The 17,541-nt window shown below is 30.4% G+C and carries 19 protein-coding genes; 7 read left to right on the forward strand and 12 right to left on the reverse strand.

What is annotated here, in order from left to right; translation table 11 throughout:
- Positions 1 to 755 precede the first annotated feature (755 nt).
- Positions 756 to 1,502, reverse strand: a complete 747-nt coding sequence (locus tag AABI72_RS00640) for an ABC transporter ATP-binding protein (protein ID WP_338363431.1) — start codon at positions 1,500 to 1,502, stop codon at positions 756 to 758.
- Entirely contained in the window at positions 1,499 to 2,275 is a 777-nt protein-coding gene (locus tag AABI72_RS00645) for an ABC transporter permease (protein ID WP_338363433.1), read from the reverse strand. The genes AABI72_RS00640 and AABI72_RS00645 overlap by 4 nt, the downstream gene beginning before the upstream one ends.
- Positions 2,276 to 2,550: 275 nt before the next feature.
- Here AABI72_RS00645 and radC point away from each other — a divergent pair, with 275 nt between their 5' ends.
- The 6 genes from radC (at position 2,551) to terL (ending at position 6,551) form a co-directional block, all read left to right on the forward strand.
- Positions 2,551 to 3,213, forward strand: coding sequence for a RadC family protein (gene radC / locus AABI72_RS00650; protein ID WP_338363435.1), 663 nt, complete (start codon positions 2,551 to 2,553; stop codon positions 3,211 to 3,213).
- Positions 3,214 to 3,323: 110 nt separating this feature from the next.
- Positions 3,324 to 3,764, forward strand: coding sequence for a hypothetical protein (locus AABI72_RS00655; protein WP_338363437.1), 441 nt, complete (start codon positions 3,324 to 3,326; stop codon positions 3,762 to 3,764).
- 7 nt (positions 3,765 to 3,771) lie between these two features.
- The gene (locus AABI72_RS00660) at positions 3,772 to 4,137 is read left to right on the forward strand and encodes a hypothetical protein (RefSeq protein WP_338363439.1); all 366 of its coding nucleotides are present in this window, start codon (positions 3,772 to 3,774) and stop codon (positions 4,135 to 4,137) included.
- 1 nt (position 4,138) lies between these two features.
- Positions 4,139 to 4,687 (forward strand): hypothetical protein, encoded by a 549-nt coding sequence (locus AABI72_RS00665; RefSeq protein ID WP_338363442.1) that lies wholly within the window; start codon positions 4,139 to 4,141, stop codon positions 4,685 to 4,687.
- Between the two features lie 15 nt (positions 4,688 to 4,702).
- Positions 4,703 to 5,164 carry a hypothetical protein gene (locus AABI72_RS00670; protein ID WP_338363444.1) on the forward strand — a complete coding sequence of 154 codons (462 nt, stop codon included), beginning with the start codon at positions 4,703 to 4,705 and terminating at the stop codon, positions 5,162 to 5,164.
- Positions 5,154 to 6,551 (forward strand): phage terminase large subunit, encoded by a 1,398-nt coding sequence (gene terL / locus AABI72_RS00675; RefSeq protein ID WP_338363447.1) that lies wholly within the window; start codon positions 5,154 to 5,156, stop codon positions 6,549 to 6,551. Before AABI72_RS00670 ends, terL begins: the two co-directional genes overlap by 11 nt.
- Positions 6,552 to 7,602: 1,051 nt before the next feature.
- Here terL and AABI72_RS00680 read toward each other — a convergent pair.
- The 9 genes from AABI72_RS00680 to AABI72_RS00720 form a co-directional block, all read right to left on the reverse strand.
- Complete coding sequence (locus tag AABI72_RS00680; RefSeq protein ID WP_338363449.1) at positions 7,603 to 7,737, reverse strand: hypothetical protein; 135 nt, start codon at positions 7,735 to 7,737, stop codon at positions 7,603 to 7,605.
- 121 nt (positions 7,738 to 7,858) lie between these two features.
- The gene (locus AABI72_RS00685; RefSeq protein ID WP_338363451.1) at positions 7,859 to 8,605 is read right to left on the reverse strand and encodes an ABC transporter ATP-binding protein; all 747 of its coding nucleotides are present in this window, start codon (positions 8,603 to 8,605) and stop codon (positions 7,859 to 7,861) included.
- Positions 8,592 to 9,443: an ABC transporter permease subunit gene (locus tag AABI72_RS00690; protein WP_338363453.1), complete on the reverse strand. Its 852-nt coding sequence runs from the start codon at positions 9,441 to 9,443 to the stop codon at positions 8,592 to 8,594. The genes AABI72_RS00685 and AABI72_RS00690 overlap by 14 nt, the downstream gene beginning before the upstream one ends.
- Before the next feature lie 10 nt (positions 9,444 to 9,453).
- Positions 9,454 to 10,419 (reverse strand): ABC transporter substrate-binding protein, encoded by a 966-nt coding sequence (locus tag AABI72_RS00695; RefSeq protein ID WP_338363455.1) that lies wholly within the window; start codon positions 10,417 to 10,419, stop codon positions 9,454 to 9,456.
- An 18-nt stretch (positions 10,420 to 10,437) separates the two neighbouring features.
- A complete protein-coding gene (locus AABI72_RS00700; protein WP_338363457.1) occupies positions 10,438 to 11,271 on the reverse strand; it encodes a phytanoyl-CoA dioxygenase family protein in 834 nt (277 codons plus the stop codon).
- 3 nt (positions 11,272 to 11,274) lie between these two features.
- Positions 11,275 to 11,580 (reverse strand): YerC/YecD family TrpR-related protein, encoded by a 306-nt coding sequence (locus AABI72_RS00705; protein WP_338363459.1) that lies wholly within the window; start codon positions 11,578 to 11,580, stop codon positions 11,275 to 11,277.
- Positions 11,581 to 12,467: 887 nt separating this feature from the next.
- Positions 12,468 to 13,592: a putative peptidoglycan glycosyltransferase FtsW gene (locus AABI72_RS00710; RefSeq protein ID WP_338363461.1), complete on the reverse strand. Its 1,125-nt coding sequence runs from the start codon at positions 13,590 to 13,592 to the stop codon at positions 12,468 to 12,470.
- Positions 13,593 to 13,835: 243 nt separating this feature from the next.
- Complete coding sequence (locus AABI72_RS00715; protein WP_338363463.1) at positions 13,836 to 14,345, reverse strand: hypothetical protein; 510 nt, start codon at positions 14,343 to 14,345, stop codon at positions 13,836 to 13,838.
- Positions 14,346 to 14,377: 32 nt separating this feature from the next.
- A complete protein-coding gene (locus AABI72_RS00720; RefSeq protein ID WP_338363464.1) occupies positions 14,378 to 14,917 on the reverse strand; it encodes a hypothetical protein in 540 nt (179 codons plus the stop codon).
- Between the two features lie 961 nt (positions 14,918 to 15,878).
- Between AABI72_RS00720 and pdhA the strand changes: the two genes are divergently transcribed.
- Complete coding sequence (gene pdhA / locus AABI72_RS00725; RefSeq protein ID WP_338363531.1) at positions 15,879 to 16,850, forward strand: pyruvate dehydrogenase (acetyl-transferring) E1 component subunit alpha; 972 nt, start codon at positions 15,879 to 15,881, stop codon at positions 16,848 to 16,850.
- On the opposite strand, the gene AABI72_RS00730 is transcribed toward pdhA, so the two are convergent.
- The gene (locus tag AABI72_RS00730) at positions 16,828 to 17,442 is read right to left on the reverse strand and encodes a cell cycle transcriptional regulator TrcR (RefSeq protein WP_338363465.1); all 615 of its coding nucleotides are present in this window, start codon (positions 17,440 to 17,442) and stop codon (positions 16,828 to 16,830) included. The two genes, pdhA and AABI72_RS00730, sit on opposite strands and share 23 nt — an antisense overlap.
- Positions 17,443 to 17,541 lie beyond the last annotated feature (99 nt).

The raw sequence follows: 17,541 nt of genomic DNA on the forward strand, positions 1-17,541 counted from the left end.
TTAAGAGTTTAGTTGTTTGCTATAGAAAGAATTTACTATACATTTTAAGAAGACTATTGGAAGTCCTATGGACAAGGATATTGTTTAATTAATGCTAGAGAAGCATCTTTAAGAAAGCTGAGAAATATTCTACAAAAATATATTTATAAAGATAATATTATTGTTACTGTAGTAAGCACTATAATTTGTAATATGAGCTAGTATTTTCTATTCAACAGAATCTAAAGCAATAAGTGAAACACATTAATTTATAAAACATTGTGTTGCATTGGAAGATTTTGCCTAAATAACAAAGTTAATTTCAAATGGTTCAATGCTTTCTAATAATACTCTATTCATTAAAATATTAATTAGTTTATTAGTGAGATGTAAATATAATTACCATTTACTGTGATTTTTGTGTTTATAATTTTTTATTATTTATAGTATTTCATTTATTTTATAAATGAAAGAGCAAAATAATAACACCAAGCTAAACAGTTATGAGCTTGCTATTAAAAAATAATCACTAAACTTAAAAATATGCACACAATCTTGCTGATAGGTCAACACTTGTGGTTTGTGCATTGAAATAATTCAAACCATTATTCTCTTTGGAAAATTTTTTATAAAATACATTATTCTGTCACTAGTGCCCAGACCTTGATTTTTTTTGATAAAATTATTTTTTAATGGAAAAGCAGTATATAGTTGCTATATGATATTAATCATATTTGCAAGATTTCTCTTAATAGAGATTAATGTTTAACCTATTGTTAAATATTACCACTATACAGCAGTTTTTTGGTCAGCTCATCTTTAGCATTATGTATTTCCATTGTTGGACCATACCATGATATACCTCCTTTATTTAGAACAGCTATCTTGTTTGCTATCCTACAGGCACTTTTAATGTTATGTGTTATTGTTATGGTTGTCATTTTGTTGGTGCAATGATTAATTATTAGCTTGTCAATTGTTTCTGTTAAAATTGGATCAAGACCAGTTGTTGGCTCATCAAGAAAGATTATTTCTGGTTTTTTGGCAAGTGCACGAGCCAAAGCAACTCTTTTTTGCATCCCACCAGACAATTCAGATGGGTATAAATCCATAGTTTCATCCTCAAGACCAACCATTTGTAAATGTTGCTGTGTTATTTGTTGCATTTTTGATTTTGTTAAGCGTTGATAGTTGTTGAGACCAAAGCATATATTTTGTTTAACATTTAGACTGTCAAACAATGCACCACCTTGAAACAAAACACTCATTTTGCTCATAATGTTGTTGAACTCTGATTCTTTTAAGTTGTTGGTTATTTCTTTGCCATTAACAAGAATTGATCCTGTATCTGGTTTTAGTAATCCTATCATAAGCTTTATTAGTACAGACTTTCCACTACCAGAGCATCCTAGCACTGCTAGTGATTCACCTTTGTTGATATCAAGACTAATGTTATTAATGACATATTTATGCTTGATACTAAAAGATTTGTAGATGTTGTTTATAGATATTTGTGGAATCATAAGAAAAATATAGATGTTGTGATATAGTTACTTATTAATATTAGTGTTGATGAATAGACTAGTGAATTAGTGGTTGCATTTCCTACACCTTTTGCACCCTTTGTGCACTCATTACCACAATAGCAGCCAATTGTGGTAATAATAAAGCCAAATATTACAGCTTTTACCATGCCCAGCAGAACATCTCTTATTTCTAAAAATTTAAAGCTGTTTTGTATATATAAACTAGCATTAAAACCAAGTTTGTGTGTAGCAACTAAGTATCCTCCATATATACCAATTATATTTGTTATTAATACTAGAATTGGTAATGATATTATACCTGCAGCTATACGTGGTGCATATAAATAGCGATATGGACTAGTTGATAGTGTTCTTAATGCATCAAGTTGTTCTGTAACTTTCATTGTTCCAACTTCTGCAGCTATTGCAGAGCTCACCCTGCCAGCAACCATTAATCCACCAATTACAGGTCCAAGTTCTCGAGTTATTGATATTGTTACCACAGCTGCTATTGAGCTTTCTGCATGAAATCGTGCAAACCCTGAGTATGTTTGCAAAGCTAGTACTGCTCCAGTAAATATTGCTGTCATTCCTATAACTGGTATAGAGTAGAAGCCAATGTTTATAATAGCAAACCACAGTTCTTTTACATAAAATGGTGGTGTTAGTAAATATCTTAGGCTTTTTATGGTGAATGAAGTTTTTTTGCCAGCTATGCTGCATAATATGAGTGCACCATGGCCAATTTTGCTTAGGGCGTTAAGAATCATAAAGTTTGACACTATTTAATATTACTGTACTAACCTAAATATTGATAAAAAAATAGGCATAATATTGTTTTACCATTTTTTAGTTAAATTAATAGAAAAATCAGCATAGGTAATTAATTTGTTATTATAGCTACAGATAATTTGTTTCTAAGTATAGAGTTATATAAAAAATTTGTACTCATGTGTTAAGTGTGTATTAGATATAGTAATTAGCATGGCAATAATTTTGTTTACAATGTATTATAGTATTCAACATATAAATTCAATAATTTTGTATGCATATTGGTCATCGTAAACGTTTACGTAATCGTTTGCTTAACAGTGGTGGTATTGCATTGGAGGATTATGAATTGCTAGAATTGTTGTTGTTCAATGCATTACCAAGACGTGATACAAAACTAATAGCAAAACAATTATTGAAAGATAAAAAATCATTACGTGATTTATTTACTCAGAGTGAAGTTAACGATTTAATGATTAGTGGCTATAGTAGTGTTGTGCAGGCATCTATTATTTGTGTTGCTGAGATTGTGAAACGTGTTATTAGTGGTTCTTTAAAAAAATATAGTGTTTTTAACAATTGGAGGCAGATAATGGACTATCTGATAATTGTTATTGGCAATAAAGATATTGAGTGTTTCTATGTAATGCTTTTAGGAAGTGGCAATAAGTTGATTGCAGAGGATTATTATACTGGAACAGTATCAAAAGTGATGATTTATTATCGTGAGGTGTTGAAGAAAGCTATATCTTTAAATGCTGTTGGTATAATTGTTGCACATAACCATCCAAGTGGGTCAGTAGATCCATCTAAAGAAGATATTGAGTCAACTAAGGCATTGGTCAAGATGTGTCAAGTTTTAGAGATCAAGGTACTTGATCATGTAATAGTTAGTGGTAATAAATTCTTCAGTTTTAGTGCAGTTGGTTTACTTTAATTAATTATTGTCTTCAGTTTTAGTGCAGTTGGTTTACTTTAATTAATTATTGCTTACTGATTGGGTTATTCATTTTTAGAATTATGATATAGGCATTTATGGTATATATTATGGTTGATGAAATAACTCCAAATTTGAAACTACATTATTTATTTAGTCATCAAAGTCAGAAAGAAGTTTTTATTAATAAAAACTTTAAATTAATAGATAATGCTTTTTCTGGAAGTGGTACTAATAATGTAGCTGTGAATACTGGTTTTAGGATATATGTAGTAGTTTCTGATGCTGGTCATGTAATTTCTAATTTTGGCTCAGTAACTGTTAGTGCTTATTCCAAAACAAAAGGCCTTTATAGTGTTGAAATAACTGGTGGTGCAGCCTTTGATCGTTCTAAAGGTTTATTTATTAGTGCATATGTCAACGATAAGATTAGTTTGCCATATATGACTAATGTTATTTTTTCTCCAAGCAAGATAGATGTATATATATTTCATTCCAGAGATGGTAAGTTGGAGCCCATGAATGCCATGTTTAGCTTAATGTGTGGGTAGATTCATCATGAGTAGTGAGATTGAAGTGGTCAATAAGCTGGATTCATTGCTAGAAAAAGCATTGAGGCGTTTTGAAAATGATATTGACAGTATGATAAATCGTAAGATTTTATCTTTTAATGAAATCTTTGAAAAGGAAATAAGAACTATAGTTTCTGATTTGTATAAGCTGAGCATGCAATCTGCTGCTAATAATATTGTTGCACAATTAGGTGATGATGCATGGCTTAAAGAAATAGTACGAATAGTGTTTCATATTGCATTTGGTGTTGATATTGGGGGTAGCACTGGTCTTGCTGCTGCACGTCAGAGTCAACCAGGGGCAAAACAGATAGTACGTGATGTATATAATACTATTTTTTATATGGTGTGATATGTTGTTTATTGATAAAAATATTAATGATAGTGATAAAAAAAAATGGGTGACTGAGCCAATTATATCCAAGTTGTTAGGAATAGTAGCAGATAGTCAGCCAAATATTGATAAAATTGCAGATTTATCAGAGGCATTATTGTCTATTTGTGATTACGTAGAGCAATACACAGGTAGGGCAATAGTAAAAAAAACTATTACTGCTAGTGTTAATAGAAGAAACTCAGCTTTATTTAGATTACCATATCAACCTATAATTAGCATACAAAGCATTTCCAAGAAATATAAGGAAAATAAGATCCAGAGTTTACAAATACCATTAGATATAACTAATTCTACTAATTACTTAAAGGGTTATTTATCTAATTTGATGAATGATGAAATACTTACAGTTGTTTATATTGCTGGTTATAGTTCATTAAGTGAAGTGCCCTCATCATTACAGTATGCACTAGTAGGGCATTTGTATAAATTTTATTCAACTCGTCTTATGTTGCCACCAGATGAAAGTGTGGCAGTTTATAATATGTTTCGTTGTGTTTCTATTTAAATATGGGGTGTGTGAGTGGTTTATTATTTAGATGAATTGAAAGATTATTTAGTTAAAGAATTTGAGACAAAGTTGAATCTTAGAACAATTAACATGCCACTTGGTACAAAAAAGAATTTGATGCCATATGCTACAATTAATACTGGCAAAATAACTTTATGGCAATATGTTATTGGCGGCATTGGTATGAAGCATGCATTATTTATTAATTTTTTTGATAATGTTGTAAATTTTGAATCATTTAAGGCTCTTGTGTTTGGTGCAGTGGATGTGTTGCTGTCATTAGACAATATGCTGGCAATGGAAATAGGCAATCCATTAATTAGCCATGAGATAAAGAAAGTAGATTTTGTTTCTTGCTCTACAGATACTTTAGCAGACAGTGGGTTAGTAAGAGGCAGTATTGCTGCAGATATTTTTGCTTTCCGCAAGAATTGTGTGGAAAATATGTTAGATATGGCAGGCAATGAAAACTAGGAATTTTAATAGTAAGATTTTTGTAAATGCTCTGTTGCGTAGTGATTTAAAGAGTTTTATTATAAAGTCATTCCAAACTATTAATCCTGGGGTGCAATATTTAGATAATTGGCATATAGATATTATAGTAGATTATCTTAATGCTTTAAGTAGTGGACAGTTTTCAAGATTGATTATTAATATACCACCTCGTTATCTTAAATCTCTTTGTGTAAATGTTGCATGGAGTGCTTGGTTGTTAGGCATTAATCCTGCAAATCGTATTATATCAGCAAGTTATTCTGAGAGGATTGGCACTATACATTCATTAAACACTAGATATATAATGCTCTCAAATTGGTATCATGGTATTTTTCCAGATGCAATTTTACTTAAAGATCAGAATGAAAAGTCTAATTTTCGTACTACTTCACATGGTTTTCGTATAACAACTTCAGTTTTTGGCTCAATTACAGGTGAGGGTGGTGATTATTTGATTTTGGATGACCCTATAAATCCAGCACATTGTCATAACACAGGTGTCTTAAAAAATACTGTTGACTGGTTTGAGAGAGTATTTATGACTAGGATTAACAATAGGAAGAAAGGTGTGGTTGTATTGATTATGCAACGTTTAGATCAAAATGATTTAAGTGGTGTGCTGTTAAAAAAATGTGGTTGGGAGAGTTTAAGTCTGCCTTTGGTGAGTAAAAAAGATTGTTCTATTGCAATTGATAGTAAGATCTATAAACGAAAAGCTGGTGAATTATTGCATGAAAGTTATCAAGATGCAGAAGTGGTGCATAAACTTAGGCAAGAGGTTGGGAGTTATAATTTTGCAGCACAATACCAGCAAGATCCTATTATGAACTATGATGGTTTGTTTAAAAAATTTTGGATTAAGTATTATAAAGTCATAGATTGTCCAATGGGTAGAGTAGTCTTAAGTTGGGATACTGCATCAGGAGTTAATAATAAAGGTGATTTTAGTGTGTGCTCTGTGTGGATTGAGAGTAATAGTTGTTTTTATTTGCTTGATGTTTATAGAGAAAGACTTGATTATCCAAGTATAAAAAGTAGAGTGTTGTTTTTGGCTAAAAAATGGAGTGCAGTTACAGTATTAATAGAAAATAAATCCAGCGGGATGCAGTTAATTCAGGAGTTGAAAAATGATATAAATATTGTTCCTATTACCCCAGTTGGTGGTAAAATGGATCGTTTTAGGAAATGTCTTGCTATATTTGAAATGGGTCAGGTTTTATTGCCAGAAAATGTAGATTGGGCAGAATGTTTGCTAGATGAGTTATTGTCTTTTCCATGTGGCACACATGATGACCAGATTGATAGTATTACACAATACTTAATATGGAGTAAAAGCAAAATACATTTGCATATGTGTTTTTTATAAGTGTTAGTTATACAAATTTGATTTAGTTAGTTTGATTTTAGAAAAAGTTAATATTTATATCTAATTATATAGAATTAGACAAACACAGATTTATTTTATAATAAAAAGATGTTGATATAGTTAATATATAGAGAAGTTCTAAATTGTAAAAATACTTTTTATAATGTTATTTATCATTAACTTTTTTATTAGCTATGAGAAAGAGGTTTTGTTGTATATGTAGGATATATTGCATTAGTTGTGCTGCTCATATACAGCTCTAGGCCTTTTACAATTCATGGGAAGATTGTGCCTGAGGATTGACAGTTTTTCATTAGTCCTAATAGTATTTAGCACTAATTCATTCTGTATAATCTTGGATTGTTCAGTTTGTTTAGTTGTGCTTTCTGAGTTTGTGGATTTAGTTTCAATTTAGTTTTTTTATTCAAGCGCAGAAAATATTCATTGAAGAAAAAGTATCTAACCTATATCTTTATGGATTTGAGGATGTTATGTAATTAATAATAGTATTTGTATTTTAAATCACTGATTATATAGTAAAGATTAACGTTTTTGTAATGAGATTATTGAACATTTTTTATTCTTTTTTGTTTATATTATGACAAATTTTTAACACTGCCTTCATTAACAGTTATGGTTGGTAATGATATTTATAATATTTCATTATTATTACATTTTGTAAATAAAAAATACAGTTGGTGCAGCAACTTATCAATGAAAAAGTTCAGCTGTTACAGGATTCAGCCATTCATTAACCACACTCTATATCAAAGCTTTCTAAGAAGCTGCTAAGATATAATTATTTTTCATGCAATATTTATCAGAGGTAAAATATAACTTTAAGTAGATTTTTTACTTGAAATTCAACTAGATTTGAAAAATATCCACGTACCTGTAGAAAAGTTGTGAAAGACTTTTGTTGGCTGTTAACTATTGCAAGATGCTCAGCTTCTTAAAATAGCATTATAGCAAAACTATAGCATATTGTGAGTCTATAATTACAGTATTTTTGTGCACAAAGCCACTTGTAGCAATATTTCTTTTAGTTTGCTTATGTGTTGTCTTTGGCAAAAGAAAATATTCTATTTGTAGTTTTTGTAGTAGATTTTTTTACAGAACCATCAGTAAGTTTAGCATATATTGTAGCTGCATCAGGACTCTTAGGCCAAGTGATTTTCCTATTCAAAGCTATCTATTTCAAACAATACAAATATTTTTATAACTTATATAAAATACCATCAATTTATCTAACTTTGCTAATTATAAATTTATACAAAATAAACTAAATTATTTACAAACACTACTATTTAATAAATAGAAGATAACTCTATATGATTCAGTTTTTGTTTAGCATAGTAGTCGTATTCTGCAATAAAAGTACCATTTTTTAAAAAAAGTAATCTATTACCATAATTAATAGCATGATCTAAATTATGAGTAATCATAATACATGCACAGTGTTTTTCTCTAAGGATCTTTGCTACTAACTGCATAACAATCTCACTACTTTTGGGGTCTAATGCTGATGTGATTTCATCAAGCAGCAACACCTTAAAGTCAGCAAGTGTGCTCATAATAAGACTAATTGCTTGTCTCTGCCCACCAGATAAGTTACAAACTAATTTATCTATAAAATATTCTAAATCCATATTTAACATCTGTAGTTTTTCTTGAAAAAATTTTTTATTTGAGCTATTAAAAAAAGGTTTAAAACCTCTTTTTTTACCTCGTTTTAAGGCAAAGGTCATATTCTCAAAAATACTCATGTTTTCTATTGTTCCAGCTCTTGAGTCTTGCATAACTTTTGAAACTAGAGATGATTTTTTTATCTGAGACAGGCTTGTCATATTGCACCCATTAATTGTAACTGAGCCAGAATCAGGTTTCAAAAAACCAGATATTACATTAAATAAAGTTGATTTTCCAGCGCCATTTCCACCCATAATGGTAACAAACTCTCCAGTTTTAACATTTAGCGATAAATTATTCAAAACCTTATGTTCTAACTTAGTTGATTTTCCTAAGGTAATGCTAATATTTTTAAGAGATAACATATTTCCTCCTTGGAATACACATAACTACTATAATTAGTACACCAGTAATTAAATTTAAATCAAATGTTTGTAGACCCAATACATTGCTGTGTAAAGCAAATCCAATTAGTGCTCTGTATATAACAGAACCAATTACACAGCTTATTATTTTTACAGCAATATTTCTATATTGTAGTATTTTTTCGCCAATTACTATAGATGCAAGGCCTACAATAATTGTTCCAATACCACTGCCAATATCTGCAAAACCTTGATTTTGACTAAATAACGCTCCTCCTAATGCAATAAAACCATTGCTTAATGCTAGTGCTATAATTGTCATTTTCTTAATATTAATACCATTGTACTGTGCAAGTTTTTTATTTTGTCCAATGCTATACAATGCAAGCCCAAAGTCTGTAATAAATAAATAACCTATTAATAGACACACAACAACAACAATAGCAGATAGTATAGTTACTGCTAATGCTTGAGAAAAAATTGTTTGAGAAATGTTAAGAGAAATATTAGGAACTCCATTCATAATATGTAAATTCACAGAATAAAGCATAAAACTCACTAATATTCCTGACAGCAAGTTGCTTATCTTTAGATGGGTATATAATAACCCTGTTGCAATACCAGCAACACAACCAGTGCTTAAAGCTGCTACAATTGCAAACCATGGATTATAATTATTCTTAGCAAGAATACTAGAAACAGCAGCACCTAAAACAAAACTACCATCGCAAGTTAAATCTGGAAAATCAATAATACGAAATGTAATATATATACCAATTGCAACAATGCCATAAACAAGACCTATTTCAAGACTCATTGTCATTTCATCTAATGTCATTATTTCACCATTATTTAATAATTTTTGATGCCTGATTTAATATTTTATCAGGAAATTTAATGTCCAAAATTGCTGCAGCATTATTATTTAAATACAGCTCTGTTTTATTAACAAATTTTATTGGAATAGCATTAGTTTCTTTGCCATTTAAAATATGAGCAACTATGCTACCAGTTTGCAGCCCAACCTGATATTGATTTGGCCCAAGTGCAGCTAAAGCGCCAGCTTCTACAGAATCTGTATCACTCACATAAACAGGAATCTTTACTCTATTGGCTATAGCAATTATGCTTTGTAAGGCAGCAAGTGCTGTATTGTCATTGCCAACAAAAATAGCATCTACAGCATTAGCTAATTTAGTGGCTGCCTGAGGAATGTCTGCAGTTTTATTTGCAGATTGCAGTATTAATTTTATACCAAATTTTGGACATATACTTTCAAGATGTTTATTTATACTTAATGAGTTAGACTCACCAGGATTATATAATACTCCCAAGGTTTTGAGATTTGGTTGAATTTTTTGAAACAGTTCTAATTGAGGCTTAAGCTCAATAAAATTTGATACACCAGACACACTGTAGTTAGTTTCTAATAAAGAATCAACAAAACCAGCTTGCACTGGATCTGTAATAGAGCTAAATACAAGTTTAGCCTTATTTTTATAAACATACCTCAAAAAACTTTGTGCTGTTACAGTGCCAACACCGACAACTACATCTGGCTTGCTGTTTACAAATTTTGCAGCAATTTGAGATGCAAGTGCAGCATTTGCTTGTGCTGATTCTATTCTAATATCTACATTTTTATTTTTTATATAGCCATTCTCTCTTAATCCATCTATTATGCCCCTTACAGTAACATCAAGTGCTGGATGCTGTATAATTTGACTAATATATACTTTTTTCATATTTTCTGCCGCCATAATGCCATTTAAAGCAGGTATGCACAATAACAAAATAACAATTATTTTTTTCACTTTTCACCTATACTAATATTAAACTGGCAATAATAATGGAAACAAATTATCCTCCATGGGAGAGCCAATTTTCAATCTTTGATTAATCCCTGGAAAATTAGGGGAGGTTTTCCATTTACGAGGTGCAAATCTTACATCATCCCCTATAAAACGTAAAGACAGAACTCTTCGGCGCTGATTTTTTAACACCCCTTGACTTCCATGTACAGTTAACATGTTAAACACAACAACATCACCAGGATTCATTTCCCACCCTAGTATTTTATTATGCAGTCTTATTTCACTGTCTGATGGCATTTCAAGTAAGCTTCCTCTGGGAAACCATTTAGCTTCATTATCTTTAAAAGTACATGGTACATACCATGGGCCCAAATGTGACCCTGATACAAACTCTAAGATTGATTCATGGGAAACAGGATCCACTGGAATCCAAAAACTACAATGTTGCATACCATTTATATTATAATATGGTAAATCTTGATGCCATGGGGTAACTTTTTGAGTATATGGCTCTTTTACAACCATATGATCATGGTATAGTCTAACTTGTCTACTCTGCATCAATAATCTAGCAATAGCAGCCAAAGGTGAAGAAAAAATTATTTGCTTATAATATGGATTATTTTGCCATGTACAAAAATCTTCAATAAAAATACCTGTATCAAATTTTGAACTTGCAGTTTTTGACATATGGCTAAGATTTTGCAAGTTTAGCTCTATGCCTTTTTCAAGGCATTCTATTTCTTTTTTATTTAGAACACTTGGAATATATAATGCTCCAGTTTTTTTATATGTTTTGATATTATCATTGTTGATTTTTTGTGCTATACGTTCTGGTATTATAGTGTTCACTGCCTATTCTTTTTTAATTTTTTTTAATTTGTTTAATAATGTGAGATATCCATGATACGGCTCATCTTTCAAAAATCTAGCTACTCTACTAATAGTAGTTAAACTAGCTCCTGTAATATGGCTAATTTCTCTATAAGATAAGTTATCATGCCCTAGTAATTTACATACTCTCCATCTTTCTGCAATAGCAGAAAGCTCTTTAGGGGTACATAAATCACGTAAAAAACTACACATTTCATTTTTTGTCTCTAAAAGCAGCATAGCAGAACACAAATTATGCAAACTATTATTATAGTAATTATCTTCCATGTATTTTATTGTATTAATATTGTACTACTATAATAGTATAGTAGTACAAATAAGTCAATTTTCACTACTAGATATTTTAAAACAAATACATTTTTTTTGAAAAAATTGATTTATATTGAATTAATACAAGTTTTATAATATTTTTAATGTGATACTGGGCAATCATGGACAAAGCCACACACTGCTTTGGAAATGGTAAAAAATATAAACTTTACACCAACTATCATAATAATGAATTAGGAGTTCCTATTTACTGATAATGTTTTATTTGCGATACTAGCATTAAAAACATGCAAGTTGGATTAAATTGGGAGCTAATTTTAAAAAATGCAACAATGATTTGTAAAGTTTTCTACAACTTCAATCAAATACAAATTGCATAAATAGATAGAAATGAGCTAGATCTTATGCAAAAGCATAAGCATTATTTGCAACAGATTTAAAATTTATCACCCAGTATGAAATACTCCATCAAAATCTTTGATTCAATTGTAAAAAATCTAAGATGAATCTGTGAAGCAAGAAATTTCCATTAATTAATACAAAACATTTAGTGATAGAAGTAAGTCATTGGGCTATATTTTTTTTGACACTTGTTGAGACAAGGCAGTTATTTCTCCATTTTTGAACAGTCTTGCATATCTTATACCTTTTATACCTTTTTTAACCAAGAGTATAATCAAGATTGTAAGGAGGTTTTTTAAAAAGTTTTTAAGATTCATTATGTTAACTTTTATCTAAATATATTAACTATTATAATATATTTTTATAAAGAAAAACAAATAAAAGGATTTTATAGTATCTACAGAATTTCTTGCTTGAAGCATGTAAGCTTTTTTGAGGAGATTATAATTATAGTTAATATTATACCACTTTTGTGAGAATATTTATAATATTTTTAAATCTTTTATATTAAATTTTTTTCTGCCAAGTGCTAACAACATACCAAGTGTTAATCCTGTTGATAGTGCAGATGATCCACCATAGCTCATAAAAGGCAGTGTCATTCCTTTGGCTGGTAATATGCGTATATTTGCACCTATGTTGATAAATACATGTAATGCAAATTGTTCAATTAATCCACCGGCTGCAAGTATAACAAAGAGATCATTTTTTGATTTAATGTTTTGATAAAAACGGTATATGAGAATGAAAAACATAGTAATAATTACTATACAAAAAATTGAACCTAGTTCTTCTGCTATAACAGCAAATATAAAATCAGTATGTGCATCTGGTAAGTGGATTTTAATTTTTCCTTCAGCTGGTCCTACGCCAAACATTCCCCCATGTTGAAATGATTCTAATGATTTTTTTATTTGATAGTTTGCAGTACTTATTGGCGAGATAAAGCTCTTTATTCTTTGCCTAGCATGGTCGAAACTTACATATATTAGCAATCCACATACTAATAAAAATGCAAAACATGCTATCATTAGTTTAGTTCTTATGCCAAGTATAAATATTTGAGTTACCCATATACTGATAATTATTACAGACATTCCAATATCTGGTTGTATTATTATCAATGCAATGGATGGCAAGCATATTGCTGCTGATGTCAGCAGAGCAATGCTGCCACTAGCATTTATTGACAATATCCATGCATTTGTTATGGCAAGAAATGGCTTTATGAATTCAGATGGTTGTAAGGAAAAACCAAGAATTCTTAACCAGCGTTTTGCTCCTTTTACCTCAACACCAAAGAAAGGTGTTAGTATTAAAAGTATAGTAGAAAGAAGAAATCCAATTATGGCAAGTCTTCTTACAATGGTTTGGTTAGCAAAAGATAGTCCAATTGCCACAGCAAATGCAGCACTAAGGAATGTGACATGACGTGTTACAAAGTAAATACTACCAGTGTTCATTCGTTCAGCCATGAATAGACTAGCACTGCTTGTCATGAATATACCTACTAACATTAGGAATAGAATTGTCAACAATGTTATTTTGTCAACTGTCCACCACCATATGCTTATAGCATCTGTCGCAGTTCTTTTAAATGTTTGCATTGTGTTATTTTATACAATTCACTGGATTGTTTATCCTATCAAGAAAGTTACCATTAAATCAATGCTTATAACATTGAGTTTTTTGTAGATGGTTGTGTGGGAACTGGGCTAGATTGTAGATAAACCAACATTAATACTTGTATTATATGCAGTTGGCATAATCTTATTTTAGTATACTGAATATAGTTGTCATAATATTTATTATATAAGCTAAAAAGGAAAGGCACAATTATACAAAATTGATTAATATTTTATATTTTGATCTATTTCATTTTCTCTAAGATTACTTGTTAAAGCCTTGGAAAGCATAGGGTTAGGATAGTTATATTGTGCTTTTTTATCAGCATCTTTCTCTGCCTTAGAAGTTTTTGTTTGAGAAGTTTGCTGTTTAGATGTTTCTGCTTGCTGGTTGTTGCTAGAATAAGAATTCTGCAAATTATCTATTAATGGCACGTGACCTATGTCTGGTCTATGTTCTTCTTCTTCAAGATCATCTGATATTGGCATGCCATGATCTTCTTCCAGATCATCTAATTCCTTTGGCTCATTCTCTTTTTCTTTTGACTGCAATTGTTTATTGAATAAGCTTTTTACATTGTCTTCTACATTTTTTTCACTATCTTTTATATTTTTAACATATTGTTTAGCATTATTTGTATTTGAAGCAATAGCAATACCAGCAACAGTCCCTACAGTAAACATTAAACCTGCAGTACAAATTGCTGCAATTGTAGGAATACTTATGCTTAACATAGATATAGCCATTAAGATTGCTATTCCAGCACTTAGCCACCCCCTGTACCTATTGCAACTCCAACAGCAATCTTATCAGCAACACTACCAGTAGTTTTATAATATTGATCAAGAACTACACGTTTTTCTTCAAGCATATTTGTCATGTTATACATAACTTTAGTTATGAGTGTTTTATTTAGTGCATCCTTTCTAATTTTTATGTTATAAGATTGACTATCTTTATTATATTCTACTAAAGCATTACCATGATGTTTTAATAAATGTATTAGCAATGCAATATCTTGCTCACCTTCTACACTAAGAGTATTATAATTTTTTATTACAACACTTTCATAGTCATCTGTATCATTTGATGTTTCTTGGATGTTAGTTCCAGAACATAATGATGCTTTCATTAGTTTCAATAAAGATATATGTTTATCTGGTTTCTTACCTATTAGTAAACTATATATATCTTCCATCTCTCCTTTTTTTATTTGGGCAATGATTGTATCTTGTATTTCTTTATTTTTTGTTTTTTTGAGTTCAGCTATTTGTTTAAGCAGAGAGAAACTGACTTGTATGCACAATATTGATCATCAATAATTATATGAGCTACATAATTTTTATCAGGGACACTATTGGTATATAGATATCCATCGGTATAGTTAATAACTTTATTTTATACTACCCTGAGCAGCATACATTTGTTTATAAGACAATCTTTGATATAAGTTATTTGTAGGGTATTCATATTGTTGCATTATAGGACACACTTATTGTTAATTTATTGCACTATATTGCAGTATTTTATTTAAATATTAATTAATTTATTAAATATATGCTTACTATTTTTTGTGCAGATTTTTGTTTTATTGCTTGTCTTAGGTGATTGTGATGTTTGTCCTTAATGCTGCAAGAATTATATCTCTTTGTTATATTTAGAACATGTTATTTACTACAGATTTTATCTTGAAAATAGAGCTTGCTTTTTTGTAATAAGTAAAGAGGTTGATATCTGTCATCTGTCTTATAATAATTTTATTAATTATTAATTTTATAATAATTAGAAATGAGTGGTTCATAAATTAAAAGAATGCTTAACAGATAGCATTATTGTCAACTTGGTGCACGAAAGAGTGTTTTTAGCATTAAATTATTATATGTATGTTTGTTTATGGATTGCCTTCAGAGTCTATTTAGTGGATTGCTACAGGAGAAGATCTTGGATTCTAAGTTAGCAGATCTTAGATTGGTTGCTGTAGTAGAGGCTGGGTAAAATAATTTGTATCAAAATAATAGTGAATAAAAATATTTAAATACAACAATTTATTATTGGAGTTAAAGCTAGTGGTGTACTCCATGGTTTAATATAATTTAATGCAAAAATTTAATAATTGACAATATATCATTTTTTAAGCTAGAGCATTTTTTCATTTTTGTAAGATTTTTGTTTTTTGCAATCTGTGTGTTTAAATATGCTGTATTTGATAAATTTTATTAAAAAATATATAATATTTTTTACTTTTGCTAGATGTGAGTGACTTAGTTATGAAAAAAGTTGATGATTCCCTGTTGTTGTCACTATACAAAAAAATGCTTCTTTTGCGTAGGGCAGAAGAAGCTATAGGGAAGTTGTATACTATGCAAAAGATAAATGGTTTTTGTCATTTGTATATAGGGCAAGAAGCTGTAGCAGTTGGATTATGTAGCGTGAAAAATGAGAAAGATGTTGTTATAACTAGCTACAGGTGTCATGGGTTGCTTTTAGCTTTGGGTGTAGAGCCAAAATTTATTATTGCAGAGCTTATGGGAAAAGTTGGTGGTATATCTAAAGGTAGAGGTGGTTCAATGCATATGTTTTGTCCAGATAAAGGTTTTTATGGTGGACATGGTATAGTTGGTTCACAAGTTTCTTTAGGTACTGGTATGGCATTTGCTCATAAATATAAAGGTGATAATGCCTTGTGTTATTGTTTATTTGGCGATGGTGCTTTAAATCAAGGGCAAGTTTATGAATCTTTTAACATGGCTGCTCTTTGGGGATTGCCAGTAGTATATATTGTAGAAAATAACGTTTATGCCATGGGAACACGCATGGAAAGAGCTTCAGTGAATAGTCATGAGCTTTATAAACGTGGTGAGAGCTTTGGCATTAAAGGTGTTGTTGTAGATGGTATGGATGTTTGGGCATTTAGAGAGGCAGTAAAAGAGGCATCAGTAGAATGCCAACATACTCAAAGACCTATGCTTATAGAAGCTAGGACTTATAGATACAAAGGCCATTCCATGTCAGATCCTGCACTATATAGAGCTAAAGAAGAACTGTCTCAGTATAAGGAAAAAGATCCCATTAATGTTTTAGAGAAGCATATAGTTGAAAGATTAGGTGGACAGAGTGTTGTTGATGACATAGAAGATGATATTAGTGCAGTTATAAATGAGGCAATTGCATGGTCTGAACAGTCAGAATTTCCCATTTCAGAAGATTTAGGTAATTTTATCTATTCTCCAAGTTTTTGATTCCTAAATTGAGATTATGGTTATTTTTTGCAACATTTAGCTCTTCTATTCTTCTATTCTTCTCAACAGCAACTTTCACTTTGGCAATGATTTGCTCAAAATCTTCATGTGCACATAATCCTAGCACTGCTGGGTGCTGTGGTTTTATGTTGTCCATGTTCCAATGTGTTTTGTTGCGTATTGCTTCAATAGTGTTTTTAGTAGTGCCAATAAGTTTTATTATATGGTTATCATCCATTTCAGGGCAGTTTTTTAAGATCCATGATATTGCATTAGGTTTATCTTGCCGTCTTAGTATAGGAATATATTTTCTTTTTTGTTTGTTTTTCTTGATAATTTCCTTATTTGCAATAAGTTCTAATGGTCTGTTTGGATCTTTGGTGCATAAGTCAATTGTTTCTTGTGATATTTGTCCAGTTCTAATTGGATCAATGGCAACTAATTTTTCTTCATCATCAGCCATAGCCTTTACTTCACTTATTTGCAGTTTGCAGAAATTAGCTATTTGCTCAAAAGTTAGCGCTGTATTTTCTACAAGCCACATTGCTATGGCTCTGGGCATTATTAAAGCTGGCTCTGTGCGTAGTAACATTCACAAACCTCATTAAATTTTAACTCTAATCTATATTGATAAAGATTAACATAAGATTAAGTGAGGCACTATTCAAATTTATAAGTATGTTGTATGTAT

It is taken from the genome of Candidatus Xenohaliotis californiensis, assembly GCF_963930935.1.
Lineage (GTDB): Bacteria > Pseudomonadota > Alphaproteobacteria > Rickettsiales > CAWVOK01 > Xenohaliotis > Xenohaliotis californiensis.

Coding starts and splice junctions, on each gene's coding strand:
- AABI72_RS00715 (WP_338363463.1), bottom strand. CDS start 14,345: ATGTTAAGCATAAGTATTCCTACAATTGCAGCAATTTGTACTGCAGGT.
- AABI72_RS00640 (WP_338363431.1), bottom strand. CDS start 1,502: ATGATTCCACAAATATCTATAAACAACATCTACAAATCTTTTAGTATC.
- pdhA (WP_338363531.1), top strand. CDS start 15,879: ATGAAAAAAGTTGATGATTCCCTGTTGTTGTCACTATACAAAAAAATG.
- AABI72_RS00690 (WP_338363453.1), bottom strand. CDS start 9,443: ATGACATTAGATGAAATGACAATGAGTCTTGAAATAGGTCTTGTTTAT.
- AABI72_RS00730 (WP_338363465.1), bottom strand. CDS start 17,442: ATGTTACTACGCACAGAGCCAGCTTTAATAATGCCCAGAGCCATAGCA.
- AABI72_RS00705 (WP_338363459.1), bottom strand. CDS start 11,580: ATGGAAGATAATTACTATAATAATAGTTTGCATAATTTGTGTTCTGCT.
- AABI72_RS00645 (WP_338363433.1), bottom strand. CDS start 2,275: ATGATTCTTAACGCCCTAAGCAAAATTGGCCATGGTGCACTCATATTA.
- AABI72_RS00710 (WP_338363461.1), bottom strand. CDS start 13,592: ATGCAAACATTTAAAAGAACTGCGACAGATGCTATAAGCATATGGTGG.
- AABI72_RS00685 (WP_338363451.1), bottom strand. CDS start 8,605: ATGTTATCTCTTAAAAATATTAGCATTACCTTAGGAAAATCAACTAAG.
- AABI72_RS00660 (WP_338363439.1), top strand. CDS start 3,772: ATGAGTAGTGAGATTGAAGTGGTCAATAAGCTGGATTCATTGCTAGAA.
- AABI72_RS00655 (WP_338363437.1), top strand. CDS start 3,324: ATGGTTGATGAAATAACTCCAAATTTGAAACTACATTATTTATTTAGT.
- AABI72_RS00665 (WP_338363442.1), top strand. CDS start 4,139: ATGTTGTTTATTGATAAAAATATTAATGATAGTGATAAAAAAAAATGG.
- terL (WP_338363447.1), top strand. CDS start 5,154: ATGAAAACTAGGAATTTTAATAGTAAGATTTTTGTAAATGCTCTGTTG.
- radC (WP_338363435.1), top strand. CDS start 2,551: ATGCATATTGGTCATCGTAAACGTTTACGTAATCGTTTGCTTAACAGT.